Source organism: Prosthecobacter vanneervenii (assembly GCF_014203095.1).
GTDB classification, from domain to species: domain Bacteria; phylum Verrucomicrobiota; class Verrucomicrobiia; order Verrucomicrobiales; family Verrucomicrobiaceae; genus Prosthecobacter; species Prosthecobacter vanneervenii.
The window spans coordinates 439890-463313 of record NZ_JACHIG010000002.1; the positions used below are offsets into that span (position 1 = coordinate 439890).

The window sequence follows — 23424 nt, forward strand, 5'->3', positions numbered from 1 at the left end:
CGCATTTACCCGCAGCAGGCTCTCTCATGAAACGGGAACTTTTAAACGCTGAGGCCATTCAGCACCACCTGGCCACCCTGCCCGGCTGGCAGGTTGAGGGACAGGAACTGATGCGGGAGTTCCGCTTTTCCAGGTATTTGGACGGCATTGAATTCGTGCGTCGGGTGGCTCTGCTGGCGGAGGCCATGAATCACCATCCTGATCTCATAGCCAGATGGCGTAGGGTGACAGTCCGGCTGAGCACCCACAGCGCAGGTGGCATCACTGAGCTGGATTTTGAGCTGGCGCGGCAAATTCAGACAGTCCCGTCCGCCTCTGAGAGGCAGACCTGACAGCCTCATTGAGTCACCGCGGCGGTGTCACGATTGACTTTCCGCCCTGAAGGATCAACCACATCCACCGTGACAAAAATGATCACGTTTTTGCTCTCCTTCTGTTTGGTGTTGCTCCTGAAGAATCGCCCCACAAAGGGAAGATCTCCAAGCACAGGGACTTTGTCTTCCACCAGATTGTGTTTGTCGATTATGACTCCGCCGAGTACCACTGTCGCTCCATCATAAACTTTGACGCCTGTAACCACTTTTTGTGTTTTGAAAATGGGCTGCAGGATTTTGTTTGGAGTGATCAGCTCATCAGGAGAACTGAGAGGAACATACCCCGAGACTGTTCCCGCCTGAACGGGCAGCACGTCCAGACTTGCCGGCGAAAAAATGGGTGAACCATAGTTCACAAAGCCTTCAAATTCAGTGAGCTCTGGCGCTATGGTCAGCTCCACAGTGCGGCCATCTTCTGAGATGACAGGCTCAACCTCCACCTGAACGCCCGTCTTGCGCATTTCAAAAGCTGTCGGCGTCGTAGGAGTGGCAATCATCTGACCGCCACTAGAACGACGCGAAAGCTGAGGCAGACGAGGAGGATCAAATTCCGTTGGATAAATGAACTCTTGAGTAACTTCGACTGTGGCCTTGAGGCCAGTTTTGGTGGTCACGCTGGGAGAAGAATTGACATCCACTCCCTTTTTCTGTGACAGCCCACGTAGAACCGACTGAAACTGGGGATTTGTAAACACCCCCGCGAGGGATAGAACTCCAGGTGCCACAGTCGGCGTGGCGGTAGCCGAGCCTGTCTTGAGCAGATTATCAATCGAATCTCCTGCCACAGCATAGCTTCCGGTCCGTAGCCCAGAAGTAACAGGTCCGCCTGCATAAGGGAATGCAGTGTTGGTGCCGAGGGGCAGCGGGCCAGCTAGAGCAGCGGCGACGGGTGTTGCAGGGAAGACCTGCTGGCCATTAACAGTGTATCCAGGATTAACAGCTGGCGAGGTGAAAGGGTAGTTGGCTGCATTAAACGCGGTGCCATTACCTGCGGTGCCGCCACCTGAGTACACCTTGCCATTCAAGCTCGCAGCCCCCATAAGCCAGTCATAGCCCAGTTCCTCCAGATTGGTCTGGTTTACCTCCAGCATTCGAACATGAATCACAGCCATTTTGGGAGCGGCCTTGGTCGCCTGCTCCACGACCATCTCAATAATCTCCATATTCGGGAGCGTATTGCGCACGACCAGCGTGTTGCTGGCCGCGTTGTAGCTGGCGCTGGCCCCTTCCGGGAAGGTGACACCACGTCCCTCAAGAAACTCGCGCGCACCCATTCTGCGCACGACCAGCCCGCCTCCAGCAGCTGGCTTGTCAGCCGCAAACGGGTCGGCAGCGCCTCCGGCAGCCGGTCCGGCATCTGTCGCAGGGGCGTTTTGAATAAAATCTGGCGGCACTCGGAATGAGCGGGAGATCAGCGCTCCATTGCGCTCGGACAGGGACACAAAAATGACCGCATGATCATCCACCTTGTATGTAACACCGCACATCTCTCCAACATACCGAAGCACTTCTTCGAGGGGCACACTGCTAAGATTCAGGCTGATCGTCTTGCCACGCGACTCTGGCGGTGCGCTGATGATGAAACTAATACCCCTACCTTCATCGTCCAAATCACGGCTGCGGACCCTGAGCAATTCCACCACTTCATCCAGAGTCACTCCGGAGAAATCTACCTTGGGAAGAATGATTTTCCGCAGTTTATCGCGAATGATCTCACTACCGCTTTTCTTGTTTCGGAGTGATTCAGCGCTAGCACCAAACAGAGCACTGCGGTCCATGTCTGTCAGCGGTACGGGGTCCTCCCAACTCTGCGCAAGATCACTCAGCATCTTGGAGCGCTGGTGGTCAAAGGCTGACTTGTAGTAGCTCTGCTTCCCCCTTTCGGCATTTTCCATGCCTCGACGGGCGGCGCTGTTATAGGGATCGATTCTCAGGACGTCCTGAAAAGTGGTGATCGCCTTGTCGTAATCTCCCAGTTCGAGAAAGGAGTTGGCCTTGAGGAGCAGAGTCTGCACTGCCCCCACCCTGTCCACGTGCTCGGCGGTCAGAGCGGGCGGGAAGCGGTCCGGGTCTTCGAGGCGCTGCTTCAGCACGGTCACCCGGGCATCCTTAGGAGCCACCTCTGGAGCGAGAAGTTCGTCGAGCAGCTTGATAGCGCCAGCGGTGTTCCCTTTGGAGGCCAGCACCTGGGCCTGCAGACAACCGGCCACCACATAGCCATTGCGGGCAGCGGCTCGTGATTCCTGAGCCATCGGGATATTGGGAATGTCCTTGTAGGTCTGGGAGAAGAGAGCCAGCGCTTCGGCGGCTTTTCCCTGGTCGATCAGCTGGTAGCCGCGCTCAATGTCGTCGTTGAGCTTGTTGACCTGAATGGCACGGCGGCGGGCCTCGGCCTGGGCCATGGCGGAAACTGACTGCGCCTGGACTGGCAGGACTGCATGGCCACCAAGAACGGTCATCAAGCAGGCAGCCGTACTGCGGGTCAGCAGACGGCGGAGTGACGTGGGTTCAGGGCGTTTCGGGAAGGGCTGCAGAAGCATCTATATGGGTAAATTTCAATTTTATAACAGGACTCCGCCCCACGCCCAAGCATTTTCTGCCATGAATCTCAGACCGGGGTTGCCCTCCCGCCGCATCTTGCTCTGGTGGCGGCTCCATCCTCAGAAATCCATGGCCAAAGCCCCCATCAAAGTCGCAGTCACCGGCGCCGCCGGTCAAATCGGTTACGCTCTCCTCTTTCGTATCGCCTCCGGCGCCATGTTTGGACCGGACCAGCCGGTGATCCTCCAACTCATCGAGGCCCCTTTTGAAAAGCCGATGGCAGCCCTCGCCGGTGTGGCCATGGAGCTGGACGACTGCGCCTTCCCCCTGCTCAAGGGCATCGTGCAGACCTCCGACGCCAGCGTGGGCTTCAAGGACGCCAACTGGTGCCTGCTCGTGGGTGCCAAGCCCCGCGGCCCCGGCATGGAGCGCGCCGACCTGCTCAAGGACAACGGCAAAATTTTCATCGAGCAGGGCAAGATCATCGACGCCGTGGCTGCCGATGACGCTCGCGTGGCCGTGGTGGGCAACCCCGCCAACACCAACTGCATGATCGCCGCCTCCCAGGCCAAGCGCCTGACTCCGGACCGTTTCACCGCCATGGTGCGCCTGGACCAGAACCGCGCCCAGACCCAGCTGGCCCAGAAGGCAGGCGTGGACCTCACGGAAGTGAAGGACATCTTCATATATGGCAACCACAGCCCCACGATGTTCCCCTCCTTTGCCCATGCCACCATCGGTGGCAAGCCTGCCGCTGGCGTCATCAACGACCAGGCCTGGCTGGAAGGCCCCTTCCTGGAAACCGTCGGCAAGCGTGGCGCAGCGATCATCGCCGCCCGTGGCGCTTCTTCCGCCGCCTCTGCCGCCAACGCCCTTGTGGACCATGTCCGCTCCCTCGTTACTCCGGGTGCCATCCACTCCGTGGCCGTGAAGAGCAACGGACTCTACGGTTTTGATCCTGAAGTCTGGGCCGGCATGCCGGTGAAGACCACCACCCCGGGCAGCTACGAAGTCATCACCAGCTATGAGATGGACGACTTCGCCAAGTCCAAGATCGCCGCCACCAACAAGGAGCTCGTCGATGAGCGCTCCTTTGTGGCCTCGATGCTGTAATAGGCTGGCACCAGAGCTATCACGAAGCGGCACCTACACGGGTGCCGCTTTTTTGTGCCCGCGTGAAGAATCTCCGTCCCTGCCCACGTTTAGGCAGCATGTTCTCTTCCCGGCGCGCTTTCCTCCAGACGACAGGCTGTGGCTTTGGCTACCTGGCCTGGCAGGCCATGGCTCAGAGCCAGGCGGCGCTGGCCAATCCGCTCGCGATCAAAAAGCCTCACCATCAGCCCAAGGCCAAACGCGTCATTTTCCTCTTCATGCAGGGCGGCGTGAGCCATGTGGACTCGTATGACTACAAGCCGCGCCTCTTTAAAGACGACGGCAAGATCATCGAGGTGGCGGATTCCCGTTCCATCGCCAAGACCGGCAAGGGCGCGCTGCAGCGAGTGATGAAGCCGCTGTGGAACTTCAAGCAGCATGGCGAATCCGGACGCTGGGCCTCCAATCTCTTCCCCCACATCAACCAGCATGTGGACGACCTCTGCTTCCTGCACGGCATGCACACCGAGGGCGTGGCGCACGGCCCGGCCACCCTTTTCATGCACACCGGCACCACCAGCAACATCCGCCCCAGCATGGGCTCCTGGGTGATGTACGGTCTCGGCGCGGAGAATGAAAACCTGCCCGGCTTCATGACCATCAGCCCCAGCCTGGGGAATGGCGGCCCGCGCAATTATGGCAACGCCTTCCTGCCTGCCGTTTTCCAAGGCACCCCAGTGGGCCGAAGCGGCATGCCTGCCAAAGAATCCACGATCAAGAACATCACCAACGCCATCTGGACGCCCGAGCAGCAGCGCAAGCAGTTCGGACTGCTCAGCGCACTCAATGCCGAGCAGGCCGCTCATGCCATGCCCGGAGACACAGACATCGACGCCGTGATCCGCAGCTACGAACTGGCGTGGCGCATGCAGAACAACGCCCCCGGTGCCATGGACATCAGCGGCGAATCCGAGGCCACTCTGAAGCTCTACGGAATCAACGAGAAGCCCACCGACAACTTCGGCCGCCAGTGCCTCATGGCCCGCCGCATGGCCGAACAGGGTGTGCGCTACATCCAGGTGAACTACGGGGACAACTCTAACAACCCCGCCTGGGACCAGCACTCCAACCTGCCCAAGCACGGCGACCACGCCGCCGCAGTCGATAAACCCATCGCCGGACTTCTCTACGATCTCAAACAACGCGGCCTTCTCGAAGACACCATCGTCTGGTGGGGCGGTGAATTTGGCCGTACTCCCTATGCCGAGAAAAACGGCACCGGCCGCGACCACAATCCGCTGGGCTTCACCGTCTGGGTGGCCGGCGGCGGCTTCAAGCCCGGCTTTGCCCATGGCGTGACCGACGACATCGGCCACATGGCCGTGGACGACAAAGTCCACATGCACGACCTGCACGCCACCATCCTGCACCAGCTCGGCCTCGACCACGAAAAGCTCACCTTCCGCCACGCCGGCCGCGACTTCCGACTGACGGATGTGCACGGCCACGTGGTGAAGGAAGTGATCGCGTAGGCAACGGCCGCTGATAAAACGGCAGCCGAGGGGCGTGTTTCTCTCATGGGCCACTGTCGCATGCTTTTCATCCCCTTCACGATCTTGATGCTCGTGAGCGGAGAGGGCATCTCCCCGGCGGCAGAAGCAAAACTGCGCTTCAACCGAGACATCCGCCCCATCCTCTCCAACAAATGCTTCCGCTGCCACGGCTTTGATGAAAAGGGACGCAAGGGAGATCTCCACCTGGATCAACGTGAAGCCGCCACCGCCAAGCGCAAGGACACACAGGCCATCGTGCCCGGCAAGCCGGAGGCGAGTGTGCTAATGCAGCGCATCCTCACGTCGGATGAGGATGACCTCATGCCGCCGCCGGATTCCAAGCTCTCGCTTTCGGAGGAGGAAAAGCACACGCTGCAAAGGTGGATTGCGCAAGGTGCGGAATACGAAGCGCATTGGTCTTTGATCCCTCCCCAAAGCACCGCACCGCCGGAGGTGCATGACGAAGCATGGCCGCGTAATGAGATCGACCTTTTTATCCTCGCCCGTCTTGAGAAGGAACCCCTCTCCCCCAGCCCCGAGGCTACGTCCGAGACTCTGCTACGTCGCGTGAGCCTGGACCTCACCGGCCTGCCACCCACGCTGGAGGAAATGGATGCCTTTTTAGCCGACAAGAGTCCGCAGGCCTATGAGCATGCCGTGGACCGCCTGCTGGCCTCGAAACACTATGGCGAACGCATGGCCGTGGAGTGGCTCGACGCTGCACGCTACGCGGATACGAACGGCTACTTTGGCGACAAAACGCGCAGCCTCTGGCCCTGGCGAGACTGGGTCATCAATGCCTACAACCGCAACCTGCCCTTTGACCAGTTCACCATCGAGCAGCTTGCTGGCGATCTGCTGCCGAATGCCACCACGGCACAGCGCATCGCCACTGGTTTCAACCGCAACCACATGGCCAACAACGAGAGCGGTATCATCGATGAAGAGTACCGCGTGGAGTATGTGGCCGACCGCCTGGAAACCACGGGCACCACCTGGCTGGGCCTCACCATCGGCTGCGCGCGCTGCCATGATCACAAGTATGATCCCATCACGCAGCGGGAATTTTACCAGCTCTTCTCCTTCTTCAACAACGTGCCCGAATCCGGCCTCATCAAAAGCGACAACCCACCACCGCTGCTCAGCGTCCCCTCGCAAGCTCAGGAGCAGGAACTGAAGCAACTGACCGCAGCGGCACAGCAGGCAGAAGCAGCCTTCAAGCCCTTAAACGCCGCGCTCCACACGCAGATCACCGAGTGGGAAAAAACTGCCACCTCCACGCAACCGCCCTCGCCTGCGGACAAGCTCGTCGCGCATTTCTCCTTCGATGGAGACATCCCCACCAGACACTTTGGCACCAGCTTGGTGTTTCAGAGCGGCATCCTCGGCCAGTCGGCCAAGTTTGACGCCACGCAGCACGCGGAGTGGGAGGGCTCTTTTGACACAGACGCCGCCTGGACTGTGGGCATCTGGCTCATGGCGGACACATCTCTCAGCGGCGTGCTCTCCAAGATCGAGCCCGAAGGTCGCCGCCGTGGGCTTGAGATCGTCTGGCAAAAAGGGCGCTTTCAGATCAACCTCGTCAGCCAGTGGGGCACGGATGCCATCGAGCTTGTGACGCAGGAACCCGCCACCGGCAAGAAATGGCATCATCTGGTAGTCACTCATGATGGCAGCCGACGTGCTGATGGCATGCGCGTCTTCATCGACGGCCAGCCAGCCGCGACCAAAATCATGAACGATACGCTGAAGGGCTCCACGCAGTGCGGCGAGCCCCTGCGCATCGGCAGGAGGGACACAGGACTCGGCTTCTACGGTCAGCTCGATGAGCTGCGCCTGCTGCAGCAGAGCGTGGCACCGGAGACGGTGCAGTCATGGTTCTGGAGCGAGCGCTCGCGCGGCATCGCCGCCACTCCGTCTGCCAAACGCAGCGCCGCCGACACCGCGCTGCTGCAGGATTGGTTTGTGGAGCATCATGCCGATGCGCCTACACGCGCCGCGCACCAGCGTCTGAATGCCGCGAAGGCAGCGGAAGTCAAACTGCGCGAGAGCATCCCCACCACACTGGTGATGGAAGAGCTGCCCAAGCCGCGCACGGCACACCTGCTCACACGCGGGCAGTACGATCACCCTGCCGAGGAGGTGCAGCCCGGAGTGCCGGCATCGCTTTCCAAATGGCCGCAGGACGCCCCGCCCAACCGTCTTGGCTTTGCACGCTGGCTCGTCGCAAAAGACAATCCTCTCACCGCACGCGTGGCCGTGAACCGGCTGTGGATGCAGTGTTTTGGCGAGGGCATCGTGCGCAGCGTGAATGACTTCGGCTCGCAGGGAGAGGCCCCCAGCCATCCCGAGCTGCTCGACTGGCTGGCCGTGCGCTTCATGCAGAGCGGCTGGAATGTGAAGGCGATGCTCAAGCTCATGGTGATGAGCGCGACGTATCGGCAAAGTTCTCAGTTCTCCGCACACGATCCCACCAACCGCCTGCTGGCACGCGGCCCCTCCTTCCGCCTCAGCGCCGAGATGGTGCGGGATCAGGCGCTCGCCGTGTCCGGCCTGCTGGCACCCAAGATCGGTGGCCAAAGTGTGAAGCCCTACCAGCCGCCAGGTCTGTGGGAAGCCGTGTCCTACAACGGCGAGGAAACCTACACTCCCGATACCGATGACGGCTTGTGGCGGCGCAGTCTCTACACCTTCTGGAAACGCCAGTCGCCTCCCCCTGCCCTGCTCACCTTTGACGGACCCACGCGTGAAAAATGCACCGTGCGCCGTGCACGCACCAACACACCGCTGCAATCCCTCGTGCTGCTCAATGACGAAACCTACATCGAGGCCGCACGCGCCCTGGCCGCTTGGACGCTGACGCAGCGCGGGGCCGAGAATGACAGGCTGGCCCTCGCCTTCCGCCGCGTGCTGTGCCGCATGCCGGATGCGGAGGAGATCAAGCTCCTGAGCGGCCTGCTGAGCCGACAGCGCACCCGCTTTGCAGCCGAGCCGGATGCCGCTACGAAATTGCTCGCCGTAGGTGCTTCCACACAAGGCCACAACCTCGCCCCCGCCGAGCTGGCCGCGTGGACGGTGACGCTGCACACGCTCTTCAACCTCGACGAAACCATCTCCCGCCGATGAACGCCGCCCAGATGACCCGCCGCCAGCTTTTTGGCCGTGCCTCCGCAGGCATCGGCACCGCCGCGCTGGCCTCACTGCTCGGTGAGGGACGGGCGCTGACCGCGCCGCATTTCGCGCCGAAGGCCAAGCGTGTGATCTACCTCTTCATGCACGGCGGGCCGTCACAGCTGGATCTGTTTGATCACAAGCCCGGGCTGCAAAAACTGCACGGCCAGGAGTTCCCGGCCTCCGTGCTGGGAGATCAGCGCCTCACCGGCATGACCAGCGGGCAGAAGAGCAAACCCGTCACCGCATCCATGTTCCGCTTTCAGCAGCACGGCCAGTCCGGCGCGTGGATGAGCGAGCTGCTGCCGCACATGGGCCGCGTGGCCGATGAGATGTGCATCATCCGCTCCATGCATACGGAGGCCATCAATCATGATCCGGGCGTGACGCTGCTACAGACCGGCCACCAGCAGCCCGGGCGGCCCAGCTTTGGCGCGTGGGCCAGCTACGGCCTCGGCAGCGAGAATGCCAGCCTGCCCGCCTTTGTGGTGCTCATCTCCCGTGGCAGCGCTGCGCGTCCTGCGGACCCGCTCTATGCGCGTCTCTGGGGCTCGGGCTTTCTGCCTTCCAATCATCAGGGCGTGAGCTTCCGCAGCAGCGGCGATCCCGTGCTCTATCTCTCCAATCCTCCCGGCCTCAGCGCCGCCACACGGCGGGACGAGCTGGACGTCATCCAGGCGCTCAATCGCAAACAGCTCGCCCAGCAGCTTGATCCCGAAATCGAGACGCGCATCTCACAGTATGAAATGGCCTACCGCATGCAGAGCAGCGTGCCGGACCTGAGCAGCCTCAAAGACGAGAGCGCCGCCACCTTCGAGGCCTACGGCCCGCAGTCTCGCGTGCCCGGCAGCTTTGCGGCGAATTGCCTCCTCGCGCGCCGCATGGCGGAGAGCGGTGTGCGCTTCATCCAGCTCTACCATCGCGGCTGGGACCAGCACTACAATCTGCCCAGCGACCTCCGCCTGCAGTGCGGCGACATCGACCAGCCCTGCGCCGCCCTCATCACCGACCTCAAGCAGCGCGGCCTGCTGGACGACACGCTCATCATCTGGGGCGGTGAGTTTGGCCGCACCACCTTCTCCCAGGGCAAGCTGGAGCCCACCAACTACGGCCGCGACCACCACGGCCGCTGCTTCACGATGTGGCTGGCCGGTGGCGGTGTGAAGCCCGGCCTGCAATACGGCGAGACGGACGACTTCTGCTTCAACGTGGCCCGCGATCCTGTGCATGTGCACGATCTCAACGCCACCCTCCTGCACCAGCTCGGCATCGATCACGAACGCCTCACCTACCGCGCCGAAGGCCGTGACTTCCGCCTCACGGATGTGCATGGGCGCGTGCTGAAGGGACTGCTGGCGTAAAACGAATTTCCAAATTCGTCTCAAAGTAGCCCTGTTCCTGCGGAACAGGGGAGGGCGATGCAAGCACCAACGTATGGAACCACCGTAAGCCATGTGCGCAGCGGAGCCCAACCTTGTTGCACAGCAACAAGGCTACTTTGCTGCCGCCTACTTCTTCGCCAATGACTCCAGGTAATCCAGCAGGCTGGCGAACTCATAAACACTGAAGTTCGTCATCAGGCCGGGCGGCATGATGGAGATGGGCAGGCGCTGGCGGCTCTTGATGTCCTTCACAGCAAAGGTGAACTCCTGGGAGGCAACATTCCGCATCTTTACGTTGTCGGCGGACTCCAGGGTGATGAAGCCCATCTGCTGCGTGCCGTCTTTGAGCGTGATCACTTCGCTGGCAAATCCCTGCGCGATCGTCTTGTTCGGATCGAGGATGTTTTGGGCCAGCTCAGGGCGTTTGTAGGTCTGCGCGATGTTGCCGAGATACGGCCCCTTCTGCGCCTCTGTCTCCTTGGTGGTGTGGCAGGCCACGCAGGTGGCCTTGGTGAAGATCTGCTCGCCGATGGCGATGTCTCCCTTGGTCTTGAGCACGGCGGTGAGCGCGTCTTCGGGTTTGAGTGCGCCGACCTTCGGAGTCTTGTCCTGGCCTTTGGCCACAAGCTTGAGGTTCTTCACGGCGTTCTGTGCGGCATTGACTACGCGAGGGTCACTGTCGGAGATGGCGGCGAGGATTTTGTCATCCATGACGTGGCTCTTGATCTTCACGGCGGTGTTGATGATCTGGAAGCGGCGCTTCGCATCCGCCCATCCGGCATCGAGCGCCTTCTGCGACATCTCGCGCGCTTCAGGGCTGCCGGTCTTGCGTGCGGCGAGGCTCAGCAGTGCGGCCTCCGCCCAGGCGGCGGTGGGCGTGCCCACCTTGGCGGCTTCGGCTTCAAAGGCCTGATGCACGTTCTCCAGCTTCGCGGCATTGAGGAAGGCCGTCCTGCCCGCCTCCTGCTCCTTGCCGGAGCCCTGCTGGGCATCCAGCGTGATCAGTGCATTCAGCGCAGCCATCCAGGCGTCCGCGTTGTCGGTCTTGGCGATGGCCGTCAGCGTATTCGCCAGCGTGGCTGCGGCGCTCTGCGGGTCGAGATCCTTGCTGTTGGCCGCAGTGATCAGCAGCGGGATGGCATCGGCAGGAATCGTCTCCGCCGTGGCGAGCTGCGCCACCGCATCCGGGATCACCTTCGCATCCTGTTTCGCCAGCACGAGAATGCGCTCCAGCGCATCATTCGACTGGATGCGGTTGCGGTTCATCTCCTTCACCAAAAACGCTGCCTCTTCCGGCGAAGCCTTCGCTAGCGCGTCCTTCAGCGCCGCTGCGATCTTCGGCGTCTCGCTCCATGGCTCGGGCTGGTAATACGGCCCGCGTGTGTCCGGGCGCGTGCCCCAAGAATCGCCCTTCCATTCGCCCTCATGGAAATGCAGGCGGCAAAGTGCGGAGAGGATGCCATGGCGCAATGCGGGATCGGTGGCTTTGCCCAGGCGCTCAATGAGGCCGGTGACGACTTCGGGGGTGTGGATACGCATCAAAGCACGCAAGCAGTTAGCGGCGTGATCTGGCCTCGAAGACAATGCATCAAATGCTTCCAGGGCATTAAGGGCCAAAGCATTTTTCCCTCCGTTGTAGGTCGTATCTGAGCAATTAACAGTCACACTCTTACCGTCAAAGTTAAGAGAGGCACAAGCCGTAGCGTTTGCGACAGTGTGCTGAACGATGAGATCAGAATCACTAAACGCTCCGATCAAAACTTTTGTAGCGTATTCTGGCAAAACCAGCCCAGCGCCGAGTTTCCTTGCCGCCGCCAAGCGCAATTGAATTCCATCAGAAGGCCACTCCCTGGGACCTGCAAATTCAGGGCAATAATGAATCTCTTTATGCCTCGGCATCACCCTCTCAACAGGCACTCGATGCGGAGGTTGGACAGCCAATGCTTTTGCAAGAAGCGGAACGAGATCTTTGATGCTCTGAGCCTGGGCATTTTGATGATGAACATGAAGAGCCAAATCGTTTTCGTCGAATCCAAGGCACTCCAGCCCATACAAAGCCGCCGCCCTATTGGGTAGGGTTAATGACTCATTCAGCTCATGCTTGATGAGTTTAGTAAATGATGATTCCTGAAATTCTCGACCTCCACGCAGCCTTCTTTTTGAAGAAAGCCTCCGCACCAACTCCCTCTGCGCATCCAGCCTGCGGCGATGGCTTGGTGACTCCAGCGCTTTCACCAACTCCGCATCACTCGCCTTCGCAAAATCCGGCAGCGGCTCAGGCTTAAATCCTTTCGGACGCACCTGCACGATGTAGCCGACATCGGGGCCTTCCCAGTTGAACGTCGCGCCTTTCCAGCTCGCGCAATAGACGCGGCTGTTGCCATCGACATCGGCGTCGGTGGGGCGGGTCATTTTGATGAAAGGCTCAGGAGGGCGGGTTTCCTCAAAGGTCGCGCCTTTGGGCTTCACCTGATGATGCCAGAGGGCACCGGTGCCCCAGTCGCAGGTGAAGGGGGCATTGTTCCACTGGCCGAAGCCGGGTTCGTCGATGTACACGGCACCGCAGCCGCTGCCGCCGCCGTAGTCGGCGAGGGGCTGGATGCACTCGTCATTGAAGTTTTTGTAGAGGCGCGGGTAGCCGTGGTCATCGAGGCCGGTGAAGTGGTGGAAGCGCACGTTCCAGCCGCCGCCGTCGTTGGTGTTGTCACGGGCAAAGATGTCCATCAGCGGGCTGATGGCGACTTCGAGAATGTTGCGCGTGCCGGTGCTGTAGATTTCCAAACCGGTGCCGTCTGGGCGCACGCGGATGACGCCGCCGCCGCGATGCTGCAAATGCCTGCCGTCGGTGCCTTCGGCGTCCATGAAACCGAAGTCGCCACCGGCGATGTAGAGCCAGCCGTCGATGCCGAGGCTGAGGCCGTTGGTGGTGTGGTCGGCGGGGCGGTCTTTGTAACCAAACGCGATGTTTTTCACCAGCACCTTTTCCTCATCGGCCACGCCGTCGCCATCCTTGTCGATGTAGGCGCTGAGGTGCGGCGGATGCACGAGGTAGAGGCGGTCCTTGTCCCACACGAGGCCACGCGGAGCATCCACGTCTTTGACGAATTCCTTCACCTCATCGGCGCGGCCGTCGCCATCGTGATCCTTCAGGCGCAGAATGCGGCCACGGTGCGGATTGCGGCCCAGCGAGCCGTTGCCATCGCTGCTCACATACAGCGTGCCATCCGGGGCGGCGGCGATGAAGACGGGGTAGTTCGCCGACTGTGGCGGTGCAAAGAGGGAGACCTCAAAGCCGTCAGCCACCTTCACATCCTTCAGGATGGCGGCCTCCTGCTCCGGCGTGAGCTTCACGATCTTCGGCGTCACATTGCCCGCGTCCTTCAGCGGATCGCTGGCTTTGTCGTATTCCTTCTTCTGCTCGGCGCTGAGTTTCGGAGCCACGGCCTTGATGCCAGGGCCTTGCAGACGCACCTCGCGGATGCTCGCCCAGCCGCCGCTGGTCTTGCCCAGCGCGTGGATCTTCACAAAGCGGATGCCTTCCACCTTGGCGAACTCGTTGGTGTAGGGAGCCTTGTTGGCGTTGCTGCTGCCATCCACCAGCGTGCTCCAGGTTTTGCCATCGCTGCTGCCTTCGACTTTAAACTGATACACACCGGCGTTTTCCCACACGGTCTGGATGCCGGTGAGCGCTTGCGGTTTTTCCAGCTCAAGCTGGAGCCACTGCGGGTAGTTGGGGTTGTTGGCGCACCAGCGGGTGTTATCGTCGCCGTCCACAGCTTTCCAGGCATAGTTGCCCTTGCCTTTTTCCTCGCTGCTGGCGCTGGCCTTCACGGGCAGTCCATCCTTGGGCAGCACGGGCGGCTTGGGAGCTTCCACGGGCTTGGCAGGCACAAAGGTGATCTTGTTTTGTCCCTTGAAGGGCGTGAGGTATTCCGGCGTGAGCTTGTCCATGGCCCAGAGCAGGCCGCGTGTCACGAGGTCGAGGTAGCGGTCATCCGCCACGGTGTCGTTGTTGTGGCCGATGGTGGTACTGAAGCTGCGCGCGCCCACCTTCTCATTCGTCCAGGCCACCACGTAGTCCACGTCCTTGCCTTTGACGACCTGCTTGCCCATGGCCAGCGGATGGCCGTCGAAGATGTTCACGTTGTTGTAGAGCTCCTCCTTGATCGTGGTCCAGTCGGCGAGCGGCTTGGTGATGGGGTGCTCCTTGTCCACGAAGGTGATGGCGATGGGCTCCTGCGGACCGTGCGAGGCGGACTGGATGCCGAGGTGCTTGAACCACACGTCCGTGCCGGTGCGGAAGCTGTGCATGGCGCAGTGCAGGTGCACGGCGGGAATGGTCTGGTGCACATCCAGGATGCGCTTCACCAGCGCCATGTCCTTCACGCCGGCGGCGCACTCATCGTGAATGATGATGTCGTAGCCCTTGGCCCAGTCGGGGTTGTCGTAAAGCGGCAGCGGCGGTGTCACCGATTTGTCGTCCGTCCACACCACATCCACCTGAACATTTGCCCGCGCCTGGATGCCCTGGCTGAGGATGACATGCTGCTTGGCGTAATCATGGCAGCAGCCACCGGCCACAAGCAGGGCCTTGAGAGGCTTGGTTTCAGCATGGCCGAGAATGGCCGTCGAGAGGAGGAGCAGGAGTGCTAGGGGACGCATGGAGAAGAGGGGGAAAGCAGTAGCCGCACAAAAGGCGGGGTTTCTATCAGAAAAGTACTATGTGAACCAAGTTGCCTAGTTGCGGTGAGACTGGACTACTTCACTTCCCAAATCGCGCCTTGATCAAGTGGCTGGCGAGGATCCACACCTTGTGCAGCTTGCTCAGCCGGGCGCGTTTGGTGAAGACGGGGTAGCGCTCGCGTTTGAGCTTCTCCAGGATGCGCGAGTAGATAGCCCCCATGATCTCGGAGGCCACCATGCTTTTGCGGTCCTCCGGCGGCAGGCACTTTTGCGCGGCCTCATAGTAGCCGCGTGCGCGCTTGTACTGGAAGTCCATCATCTTAATGAAGCGCTCGCTGGGGCGGGCGTCCATGATCTCGCTCTCCAGCACGCCAAACTTCCGCAGCTCCGCACGCGGCAGGTAAATGCGCCCGGTCTCGCGGGCGTCCTGCCCCACGTCGCGGATGATGTTGGTAAACTGCAGGGCGTAGCCCAGATTGATGGCGTAGTCCTTGGTGGCCGGGTTTTGATGGCCAAAGATCTCAATGCTCACGAGGCCGACCACGCTGGCCACTTTGTAGCAGTAGCCCAGCAGCTCCTCAAAGGTCTCGTAGCGCGTCTTGGTGATGTCGCTGGCCACGCCGTCAATGATCTCTCCCAGCCAGGCACGGGGAAAGTCATACTTCTTTGGCAGCAGCACCGCCTCGTCCAGCACAGGGTGCCCGGGCGGCTGTCCCGCCTCCACACAGCGCTTCCAGTGCGCCAGCTCGCGCTCCTTGTCCGCAGGCGAGGCCTCCGGATCATCCGCGATGTCATCCACCACTCGGCAGAAGGCATAAAAGGAGATCATGTCCCGGCGGCGTTCCTTGGGCAGGCAGGCGAGCGCAAAAGCCAGGTTCGACTTCGCCCGCCGCACGATCTGGTCTGTAGAGAGCGTGCCGCTGGTCATGCGGAAGTAGAACGTGAAAAGCCGAGGCGCAGCATGATGAGTAGAGCCGCTAGCAATAGCCAGCAATCCAGCATGGCAAGCACCAATGCACCCAGCGGCAGGCCGAGGATACGCCAGATTTGCGAATCTCCGCACAGCGCGTGCGCCATTTCCACCACGTAGGCACCCAGGATAAAGAAGGCCAGCGCCGTGACTCCCAGCATCAGCAGCGGCACAGCGCAGCGCCCCAGCACCCGCAGCGCCGCCGCCCCCTGCTGCCAGAAGGAGCCGAAAACCGCCGCCACAGCCACGGGCAGCGCCGCAAAAAGCAGCAGCTCCACCCAGCCCCACGCGCCGATGCTCTGCGGCGTGCTCATCTGCCACCAGCGCCAGCTCATCCACAGCAGATCAAAGGCCGCCAGCCACGCCACGCCCTGCCAGCGGGCAAAGGCGTGCTCCAGCGCCGCCGCCGCATCTCCGCCAGCATCGATGGCCTGCGGCTTTTCCCAGGCCATGACGTAGCGCACCAGCCACACCTGCACGCTGGCGGCGGCCAGCGCGGTGAAGACATAGCGCAGCCCCAGCCGCAGCATCTCCACTCTCTCTGGCAGCATGAGCCGCAGCCCGCGAGCCTCCAGCCCCAGCCACACAAAACCTGCCAGCGTGGCGGCCAGCAGTGCAAACTTTTGCTCTGAGCCCGGCCGGCGCTCCCCGTAGCGGTAGGGCCAGCGCCAGATGCGCAGGGTGAGAAAGACCAGGAGCACCGGCGCCACACCCGCCAGCGGCCATGCTGGCACCGCCTCGTGTGGCAGCACTGCCATGTGAGCCACCGCCGCAAGCGCCAGCGGGCGGATGACCTCCTGCCAGTCCGTGAGCTGCTCCAGCGCATAAGGCGCACGCGCTGGGCTGCACAGCGCCGCCAGCAGCATGGCTGTGGCCGCCAGCAGCACCAGCACCGGGCGCAGCCGCAGCAGATCCCACGCATCCGACAGGTGTCTGCGCAGCGGGTGCCAGCGCAGATGCAGCGCCAGCCCCGCGGCAAAGCCGAGGAGGGAGAGCGCGGTCGATTGCCAGAGGGAGAGGTTCACGCGGAGCAGCCATCAATTTGCGAAAACATCTCGACATGCCAGCACGTATTCGCTTCTCTCCCTTCCGCCATGAAATCACCCGCCGCGCTCCTGCTCGCCTGCCTGTTCCTCTCCTCCGCCGCCCTCGCCGAAAACTGGCCCAGCTGGCGCGGCCCCAGCCAGGACGGCTCCTCCCCTGAGACCGGCCTGCCGGAAAAATTCAGCGCTACCGAGGGCGTGCGCTGGGCCGCCGATGTCCCCGGCATCGCCGCCTCCGTGCCTGTCGTGTGGGGAGACAATATTTTCATCACCGCCCCCGTCGCTGCCGAGCAGAAGCTCGTGGCCCTCTGCTATGACAAGCAGACCGGAAAGGAAAAATGGCGCACCACCATCAGCGAGGGCTCAGAGGTGCAGTGGGATGATAAGAGCAATCTCGCCAGCCCCTCCGCCGTGACGGACGGCGACCGCGTGTACTTCCTCTTTGCCAATGCCATCGCTGCCGCCTGCGACTTCAATGGCAAGATCCTCTGGAAGCGCGACTTCAAGGAAACGCACGGCGCTTTTGCCACCCAGTGGACCTATGGCAGCAGCCCAGCACTCGACGGCGGCAAGCTCTACATCCAGGTGCTCCAGCGCAACGAAGCCTTCCAGTTCCAGGGCAAGTTTGACAAGGGCACACCCGGCAAGGACATGAGCAGCTACATCCTGGCCGTGGATCCCACCACCGGCAAAGACCTCTGGAAGCACATCCGCCCCAGCCTGGCCAACACCGAATCTCTGGAAGCTTTCAGCAGCCCCGTCTTCACCACCTACAAAGGCCAGCGCCTCATGCTCATCTCCGGTGGTGACACCCTCACGATCCATGACGCCGCCACCGGCAAGGAGTTCTCCCGCATTGCCACCTGGAATCCTCCCGGCGAAGGCTACAACAAGTTCTTCCGCCTCGTCCCCTCCCCTGTGGTGGGCGATGGCGTGGCCATCGTATGCGCTCCGAAAAACTCTCCCGTCTTTGCCTTGCCTCTGGATGCCAAAGGCGAAACCAAGCCCCTCTGGCAGACCGAGCCCAAGGGCGTGACCAGCGACGTGCCCACCCCCGCCTTCTACAAGGGCAAGTTCTACGTGCTCGACGGCGGCAAGAAGGTCCTCAGCTGCCTGGAACCCAAGACCGGCAAGGTCCTGTGGAGCGGTGAACTCGGCGGCAAGACCAAGTTTGAAAGCAGCCCCACCGTGGTGGACGACAAGGTCTACTGCATCAACTTCTGGGGCGAAGTCTATGTGGCCAAGGCCAACACCGACAAATTCGAACTGCTCTCTGTAAACGAGATGGGCAACGGCACCAAGCCCAACGGCAACGCCGCCAGCGTGCGCGCCAGTGTCTCCGTCTCCGACGGCTGCCTCTTCATCCGCTCCCAGGACAAGCTCTTCTGCATCGGCAAGAAGGTGCAGGCGGCTCCTTGATTCCGGCAGATTTTCCAGGCGCATCGCCATGATCCGGCGGGCATCTCATTCCTCCACGGCATGGATGCCCGCCCTCCATTTTCAGCTCATTCCCATATGCTCCATCGCACACTCGCCCTGCTCGCTGCTGCCACGACGCTCGTCCACGCAGCTCCTACCGAACACGTCATCCTTGTCAGCATCGACGGCTGGGCGCATCATTACTTTGATGATCCCAAATGCCACATGCCCACAGTGAAGGCTCTGGCGGCCAAAGGCGTGAGGGCCAAGCGCATGGAGTGCTCATTCCCTACCGTCACGTGGACCAACCACACCACGCTCGTCACAGGCGTGCATCCGGCCAAGCATGGCGTGCTGGCCAACGAATACTTTGACCGCGCCACCCGGAAAAAGGTGCCGCTCATTCCCGATCCCATTTTCAACAAGGACGAAATCGTCAAATCCCCCACCATCTACGATGCCGCCAAGGCCGCCGGCCTGACCACCGCAGGCGTCATCTGGCCCGCCTCCCGCGGAGCCAAGACCCTCGACTGGACCGTGCCGGATGTGGGCGATCAGGAGCTCTTTGAAAAATACGGCAGCCCCTCCCTGCTGGAAGATGCACGCGCTGCTGGCATCCCCATCGAAAAGCAAGCCGAGTGGTGCAAGCTGGGCAACCCCGGCAAGGCTCAGCGCGACTACATGTACTCGCAGCTCGCCCAGCTCATCATCAAAAAGCACAAGCCCAACTTCCTCGCCATCCACCTTGTGAGCCTCGACTCCTTCGAACACTCCAATGGCCGCCAGGTCCCCGAGGCCTACTGGGCCGCCAATGATTCCGACAACCGCGTGGCCGACCTCGTACGTGCCACCGAAGAGGCAGGCATCCGCGACAAGACCACCTTCATCATCACCACCGATCACGGCTTCGTCACCTTCACCAAATCCATCAATGCCAACGCCGCGCTGAAAAAAGACGGCTTTGTCAAAAGTGTGCTGGGCAAGAGCCTCGCGCCCGACTCCCAGGTCTTTGCCATGGCCGAAGGCGGCGCTTGTTTTGTCTACGTGTTGGATGACGCCAACCGCGCCACCATTCTCAAGCAGATCACGCCAACGCTCGCAAAACTCGAAGGCGTGCAGGGCGTGGTCGAGGCCAAGGACTTTGATTCCAAGCTGCACCACATCACCGCCGCCAAGGATGGCCGCGAGCCCGACCTCGTGCTGCTGGCCGCCGACGGCTACACCTTCACCGACTCCCTCGCCGACAACGACGTCATCATCCCGAATGATCCTCCCAAAGGCGCGCACGGCCACTTCCAGCTGGACGCCAATCTCTACGGCGGCTTTGTCATCAGCGGTGCAGGCGTGCAGCAGGGCAAGGTGGTCGACGAGATCAAAAACATCGACGTCACCCCCACGATGGCCAGGCTCCTCGGCATCCCCTTCCCCGGTGCCGATGGCCGCGTGCTGGACGAGGCGCTGGCGAAATGATCCTGGCCACTCATGAAGAGCGCTGGCAATAAACAGTCCAATCAACGGCAGCGCAAAACGTTGAACGAACGGCAACGGCGCATTCGAAGGCTGATCGAACTCGGCTTGATCCAAGATGCCTCTGAAATTCCCGAGGACGCGATTCCCATCGACCCGGATATCGCGCAGAGGGCCAACAGAGTTATACCTGCGGCTTGTTACATAGACATCCGTTTTGTCTGCACTGACTGCGGCAAGCCTGAGCTTTGGTCTGCTGACTCGCAGCGGCAGTATTTCGAAATTACAAAGGCATCGCCTTACAAGAAACCGAAACGCTGCTACGAATGCCGACAGAAGGAGCTGGCAAGGAAGCTCCATGCCAGAGCCGAGTCAGGGCACACGCCCTTATGAGATCGACTGCTTTTTACAGCATTCCCGGCGTGTAGCGCGGGCGGTCTGTGGCACTGGTGCCCAGGCGCTGACGCATGGTGGTGTCATCCAGAGCGCGGTCCACGGCATCCTGAAGGGCGCGGGAGGTCAGGTCTCGTAGCAGGGGCACGGGCGAGCCGCTGCCGGGGCGGTAGGCATTGCTCTGGCGTTCCCCCTCATACACACGGGAGTAGAGCACGCGGCCTGAGACAGCCTCCACCACATTCACACGGATGCGTGCGTAGCCATACGGGTGCACCAGAAGCTGGGAGCGCAGGTCCTGGATTTCTCCCGTCAGGACATAGTGCCCCTTCACATCCGTAGCCAACATGCCACGTGCCTCAAGGGCGTAGGCAAAGGCATTTCGCACCACATCGCTGACCGGCAGGCGCGTCTGGATGGTGTCCACCTTGGGGCCTATGGGCAGGCGCACATGACCCAGCGTCTGGGGCTTTTGACCGCGCTTGTCCTTGAACTGGCCCACCGCAAAGTCAGGATCTCCGCGCACCATGAGTCCGGGCTGCGGGATGTAGTCGAGGCTGATGACCGAAGAATTGCCGCAGGAGGAAAGAGTCAGGCAGGCTGCGGTTCCGAGAAGGATGGCTGAAAAGCACCGAAAGTTCATGGGCGGGATCATTAGAACGCCCTTGGACGCGAATCAATGCACGAGATTCATGGGAAGTCTTCGTCGAGGCAAAAAAAACAACCCTGCCGGAACTCGGAGCTCAGGAAAAAAACCCCCAAAACCTGAATCCAATTAACCCGGCAGGGTTGATTTATTGAATATATTCGGAAACAGCTTCGCCATGCAATACCAAAAAGTTTTCCATCGAAAAAAGACGCTCCTAAACACAGTGCTGGCCATCGGGATTTTCATGCTTTTGTCCTCGGAGTCTCACGCGCAACTAGGCCGCGCCGTGCGCCAGGTCATCGTCAGCCAGGCCCCTTCCTGGGACGCCCACACCGCCACCATGCAGTGCTATCAGCGCGCCTCTGCCGGGGCTCCCTGGCAGGCGGTGTTTGAAAAACCCATCCCAGTGCTGCTGGGGAAAAAAGGGCTGGCCTGGGGCCGTGGTGTGTTTTCACCGCCCCAGAACGGCATCCCGCCCAAGGTGGAAAAAGACTGGCGGGCCCCTGCGGGTGTCTTCCAGCTCGGCTCCCTCTTTGGCTACGCCCCCACCCCGCCCGGCGGAGCCCGCTGGCCCTACATCCAGGTAGGCCCTTGGGACGCTTATGTGGACGACTCCACTCTCCCGCAGTATTACAACCGCCACATCCGCATCGATCCCAGCCAGGGCATCCCGCCGTGGTTTGAAAAACAAAAAATGCGGCTCGGAGATGCCGCCTACAAATGGATGCTGGAAATCCGGCACAATCAAAACCCATCGGCACCGGGCTATGGCAGCGCCATCTTTTTCCACGTACGCCGCGGCCCGGACAAACCCAGCGCCGGCTGCACTACCATGGCCGAGGGAGACCTGACCCGTCTGCTCCGCTGGCTGGACCCATCTGCCTCTCCGCACTACGTTCTCCTGCCCAAAGCCGACTACGCCGCCCTGCGCGGCGCGTGGGGGTTGCCTTGATTGAATTTTTAGACGCAGCGGTCGCTAGTCGGCACGCTCCGCCTCTGAAATCGCCTTCTTGAGCCACTCACCCTCTTCCTTCCACGGCGTGGCGTTCCGCAGCTCAGCCACGGTCATGGGCAGGCGGGCGCTCCAGTTGCTGTCGGCGGCGATGCCGGGGACATTGAAGCGATCTTCCAGCCCGTAGAGGTCCGTGAGCATGAAGGCGGCAAACCGCGAACGGCTGGCCAGCAAAGCCTCCAGCAGGGCATGGCGGATGTGCGTGTCATACTCCGGCCAGCCACCGTCTGAAAAACGCAGACCAGCAAATTCAGCGAGATCTCCCAGCTCCTTGTTCCCTACGGCGCGCTCGGTTTCCTCCTCGCTGGCGGCATCGCGGCGGCGATGCTCCCACAGGGTTTTCATGGGCTCGTGGTCATGCGTGGCATAGGTGGTGAAGGAGCAGTTGTCATACGCGCTGCCCATGACCACACGGCCATCTTTGCCATGCTCCCACTGGCTGACCTTGAAGCCGGGAATGTCCAGGCTGAGGAGATGCGGGCGCACATAATCGGGCACGGTGCCCAGGTCCTCGGCCACCACCTCGGCACGCCCGGCGGCGGCATCCACGATCATGCGCAGGTACTTGTCTCCATTGGCCAGATTGGCGGCTTTGTGCTCAGGCGTATCGTCCTCGTGCTCCTTGTAGTGCGGCAGGCGGCCTCCCGTCAGGGCTTTGGCCTCTTCATCGGTGAGATAGCAAAACTCCGCATTGCGCGTGGGCCGCCAGGGGAAGCTGTAGATGCGGTAAAAGCCCAGCACGTGGTCGATGCGGAAGATATCAAAGACCTCAGTCAGCTTTTGCGTGCGCTGCCGCCACCACTGAAAGCCGCCGCTCTCCATCACATCCCAGCGATAGAGCGGGATGCCCCAGTTCTGCCCCCAGCGCTGCACAAAGTAGTCGTCTTTGAAATACGTCTCCGGCGGCGCACCACCGCACCACTCCAGGTCAAACTGCCCGGGCTGGAAAAAGACATCCGCACTGCACCAGGAGATGCCAAAGGGGATGTCCCCCATCAGCTTTACTCCTCTGCCATTGGCATAAGCACGCAGCTCTCCCCACTGGCTGAAGCACAGCCATTGCACGTAGGCGTGGAAGAGGATGCGGTCGTCGATCTCGTCCGCTTTGGCATCGCGCCAGGCGCGTGCCTTGGCGGCGCTGTTCAGGTCCTCGCGCCAGTTCATCCAGTCCTCATGCCCGTGCTCCTCCATCAGCACCTTGAAGAGGCAGAAATCATCCAGCCACGCGGCCTCCTTTTCACAGAAAGCTTCAAATTTCGCCATCCGGTCCGGGTGGCTCTCGATCTGGCTGAAGGCGCGGCGCAGAAGCGTGTTTTTCAGCCGCCGCACCTTGGGGTAGTTCACCGAGCCATGACGCAGCAGATCCACACGCAGGATGCCCGTCACAGAGCTGTAAAATTTCTCATCCAGCTCCGGCAGCGCTGCCGGGCAGAGATCCAGCGTCAGGTAGTCCAGCGCCACGGAGCTGATGGCATTGTAGGGACTGCTGTCGCTGCCCGTGGCATTGATGGGCAGAAACTGCACAAAGCCCAGTCCCGTGTCGGCCGCCCAGTCGATCAGCTGGCGCACACCGCCGATGTCTCCGATGCCGAGGTCCTCCGCAGTGCGCAGGGCAAACACAGGAATCAAAATACCGGCGCGGCGAGGCTGGATGGTGGGCATGGCGTGAGAGGCT

General features: G+C 61.4%; 15 protein-coding genes. 9 read left to right on the top strand and 6 right to left on the bottom strand.

Annotation, left to right across the window (positions count from 1 at the left end; all coding sequences use genetic code 11):
* Positions 1–26: 26 nt before the first annotated feature.
* On the top strand, positions 27–332 hold the full coding sequence (locus tag HNQ65_RS07015; RefSeq protein ID WP_184338791.1) for a 4a-hydroxytetrahydrobiopterin dehydratase: 306 nt from the start codon (positions 27–29) through the stop codon (positions 330–332).
* A 5-nt stretch (positions 333–337) separates the two neighbouring features.
* Here the strand turns inward: HNQ65_RS07015 and HNQ65_RS07020 are convergent, their stop codons facing one another.
* Entirely contained in the window at positions 338–2914 is a 2577-nt protein-coding gene (locus tag HNQ65_RS07020; RefSeq protein WP_184338792.1) for an Amuc_1098 family type IV pilus outer membrane protein, read from the bottom strand.
* Positions 2915–3044: 130 nt separating this feature from the next.
* Here HNQ65_RS07020 and HNQ65_RS07025 point away from each other — a divergent pair, with 130 nt between their 5' ends.
* The 4 genes from HNQ65_RS07025 to HNQ65_RS07040 all read left to right on the top strand — a co-directional run bounded on the left by HNQ65_RS07025 (position 3045) and on the right by HNQ65_RS07040 (position 10092).
* The gene (locus HNQ65_RS07025) at positions 3045–4028 is read left to right on the top strand and encodes a malate dehydrogenase (protein ID WP_184338793.1); all 984 of its coding nucleotides are present in this window, start codon (positions 3045–3047) and stop codon (positions 4026–4028) included.
* A gap of 98 nt (positions 4029–4126) precedes the next feature.
* On the top strand, positions 4127–5539 hold the full coding sequence (locus HNQ65_RS07030) for a DUF1501 domain-containing protein (RefSeq protein ID WP_184338794.1): 1413 nt from the start codon (positions 4127–4129) through the stop codon (positions 5537–5539).
* Between the two features lie 60 nt (positions 5540–5599).
* Positions 5600–8686: a DUF1553 domain-containing protein gene (locus HNQ65_RS07035; RefSeq protein WP_184338795.1), complete on the top strand. Its 3087-nt coding sequence runs from the start codon at positions 5600–5602 to the stop codon at positions 8684–8686.
* A complete protein-coding gene (locus HNQ65_RS07040; protein WP_221306069.1) occupies positions 8683–10092 on the top strand; it encodes a DUF1501 domain-containing protein in 1410 nt (469 codons plus the stop codon). Before HNQ65_RS07035 ends, HNQ65_RS07040 begins: the two co-directional genes overlap by 4 nt.
* 147 nt (positions 10093–10239) lie before the next feature.
* On the opposite strand, the gene HNQ65_RS26640 is transcribed toward HNQ65_RS07040, so the two are convergent.
* The 3 genes from HNQ65_RS26640 to HNQ65_RS07060 form a co-directional block, all read right to left on the bottom strand.
* Complete coding sequence (locus HNQ65_RS26640) at positions 10240–14775, bottom strand: DUF7133 domain-containing protein (RefSeq protein ID WP_246437739.1); 4536 nt, start codon at positions 14773–14775, stop codon at positions 10240–10242.
* A gap of 100 nt (positions 14776–14875) precedes the next feature.
* Positions 14876–15724, bottom strand: a complete 849-nt coding sequence (locus HNQ65_RS07055) for a phytoene/squalene synthase family protein (RefSeq protein ID WP_184338796.1) — start codon at positions 15722–15724, stop codon at positions 14876–14878.
* Complete coding sequence (locus HNQ65_RS07060) at positions 15721–16791, bottom strand: hypothetical protein (RefSeq protein WP_184338797.1); 1071 nt, start codon at positions 16789–16791, stop codon at positions 15721–15723. Before HNQ65_RS07060 ends, HNQ65_RS07055 begins: the two co-directional genes overlap by 4 nt.
* 69 nt (positions 16792–16860) lie before the next feature.
* Between HNQ65_RS07060 and HNQ65_RS07065 the strand changes: the two genes are divergently transcribed.
* The 3 genes from HNQ65_RS07065 (at position 16861) to HNQ65_RS07075 (ending at position 20088) form a co-directional block, all read left to right on the top strand.
* Complete coding sequence (locus tag HNQ65_RS07065) at positions 16861–18228, top strand: outer membrane protein assembly factor BamB family protein (protein WP_184338798.1); 1368 nt, start codon at positions 16861–16863, stop codon at positions 18226–18228.
* 96 nt (positions 18229–18324) lie between these two features.
* Positions 18325–19698, top strand: coding sequence for an alkaline phosphatase family protein (locus HNQ65_RS07070; protein WP_184338799.1), 1374 nt, complete (start codon positions 18325–18327; stop codon positions 19696–19698).
* Positions 19699–19710: 12 nt separating this feature from the next.
* The gene (locus HNQ65_RS07075; protein ID WP_184338800.1) at positions 19711–20088 is read left to right on the top strand and encodes a zinc-ribbon domain containing protein; all 378 of its coding nucleotides are present in this window, start codon (positions 19711–19713) and stop codon (positions 20086–20088) included.
* 13 nt (positions 20089–20101) lie between these two features.
* On the opposite strand, the gene HNQ65_RS07080 is transcribed toward HNQ65_RS07075, so the two are convergent.
* Positions 20102–20731 carry a hypothetical protein gene (locus HNQ65_RS07080; protein ID WP_184338801.1) on the bottom strand — a complete coding sequence of 210 codons (630 nt, stop codon included), beginning with the start codon at positions 20729–20731 and terminating at the stop codon, positions 20102–20104.
* 250 nt (positions 20732–20981) lie between these two features.
* Here HNQ65_RS07080 and HNQ65_RS07085 point away from each other — a divergent pair, with 250 nt between their 5' ends.
* Positions 20982–21689, top strand: coding sequence for a L,D-transpeptidase family protein (locus HNQ65_RS07085; protein ID WP_184338802.1), 708 nt, complete (start codon positions 20982–20984; stop codon positions 21687–21689).
* Positions 21690–21713: 24 nt separating this feature from the next.
* Here HNQ65_RS07085 and HNQ65_RS07090 read toward each other — a convergent pair whose 3' ends face one another.
* Positions 21714–23411, bottom strand: coding sequence for a 4-alpha-glucanotransferase (locus tag HNQ65_RS07090; RefSeq protein ID WP_184338803.1), 1698 nt, complete (start codon positions 23409–23411; stop codon positions 21714–21716).
* Positions 23412–23424: the final 13 nt, after the last annotated feature.

What these genes read in the sequence shown, in the direction of transcription:
- HNQ65_RS07015 (WP_184338791.1), top strand. Translation starts at nt 27, where the DNA reads ATGAAACGGGAACTTTTAAACGCTGAGGCCATTCAGCACCACCTGGCC.
- HNQ65_RS07020 (WP_184338792.1), bottom strand. Translation starts at nt 2,914, where the DNA reads ATGCTTCTGCAGCCCTTCCCGAAACGCCCTGAACCCACGTCACTCCGC.
- HNQ65_RS07025 (WP_184338793.1), top strand. Translation starts at nt 3,045, where the DNA reads ATGGCCAAAGCCCCCATCAAAGTCGCAGTCACCGGCGCCGCCGGTCAA.
- HNQ65_RS07030 (WP_184338794.1), top strand. Translation starts at nt 4,127, where the DNA reads ATGTTCTCTTCCCGGCGCGCTTTCCTCCAGACGACAGGCTGTGGCTTT.
- HNQ65_RS07035 (WP_184338795.1), top strand. Translation starts at nt 5,600, where the DNA reads ATGCTTTTCATCCCCTTCACGATCTTGATGCTCGTGAGCGGAGAGGGC.
- HNQ65_RS07040 (WP_221306069.1), top strand. Translation starts at nt 8,683, where the DNA reads ATGAACGCCGCCCAGATGACCCGCCGCCAGCTTTTTGGCCGTGCCTCC.
- HNQ65_RS26640 (WP_246437739.1), bottom strand. Translation starts at nt 14,775, where the DNA reads ATGCGTCCCCTAGCACTCCTGCTCCTCCTCTCGACGGCCATTCTCGGC.
- HNQ65_RS07055 (WP_184338796.1), bottom strand. Translation starts at nt 15,724, where the DNA reads ATGACCAGCGGCACGCTCTCTACAGACCAGATCGTGCGGCGGGCGAAG.
- HNQ65_RS07065 (WP_184338798.1), top strand. Translation starts at nt 16,861, where the DNA reads ATGAAATCACCCGCCGCGCTCCTGCTCGCCTGCCTGTTCCTCTCCTCC.
- HNQ65_RS07070 (WP_184338799.1), top strand. Translation starts at nt 18,325, where the DNA reads ATGCTCCATCGCACACTCGCCCTGCTCGCTGCTGCCACGACGCTCGTC.
- HNQ65_RS07075 (WP_184338800.1), top strand. Translation starts at nt 19,711, where the DNA reads ATGAAGAGCGCTGGCAATAAACAGTCCAATCAACGGCAGCGCAAAACG.
- HNQ65_RS07080 (WP_184338801.1), bottom strand. Translation starts at nt 20,731, where the DNA reads ATGAACTTTCGGTGCTTTTCAGCCATCCTTCTCGGAACCGCAGCCTGC.
- HNQ65_RS07085 (WP_184338802.1), top strand. Translation starts at nt 20,982, where the DNA reads ATGCTTTTGTCCTCGGAGTCTCACGCGCAACTAGGCCGCGCCGTGCGC.
- HNQ65_RS07090 (WP_184338803.1), bottom strand. Translation starts at nt 23,411, where the DNA reads ATGCCCACCATCCAGCCTCGCCGCGCCGGTATTTTGATTCCTGTGTTT.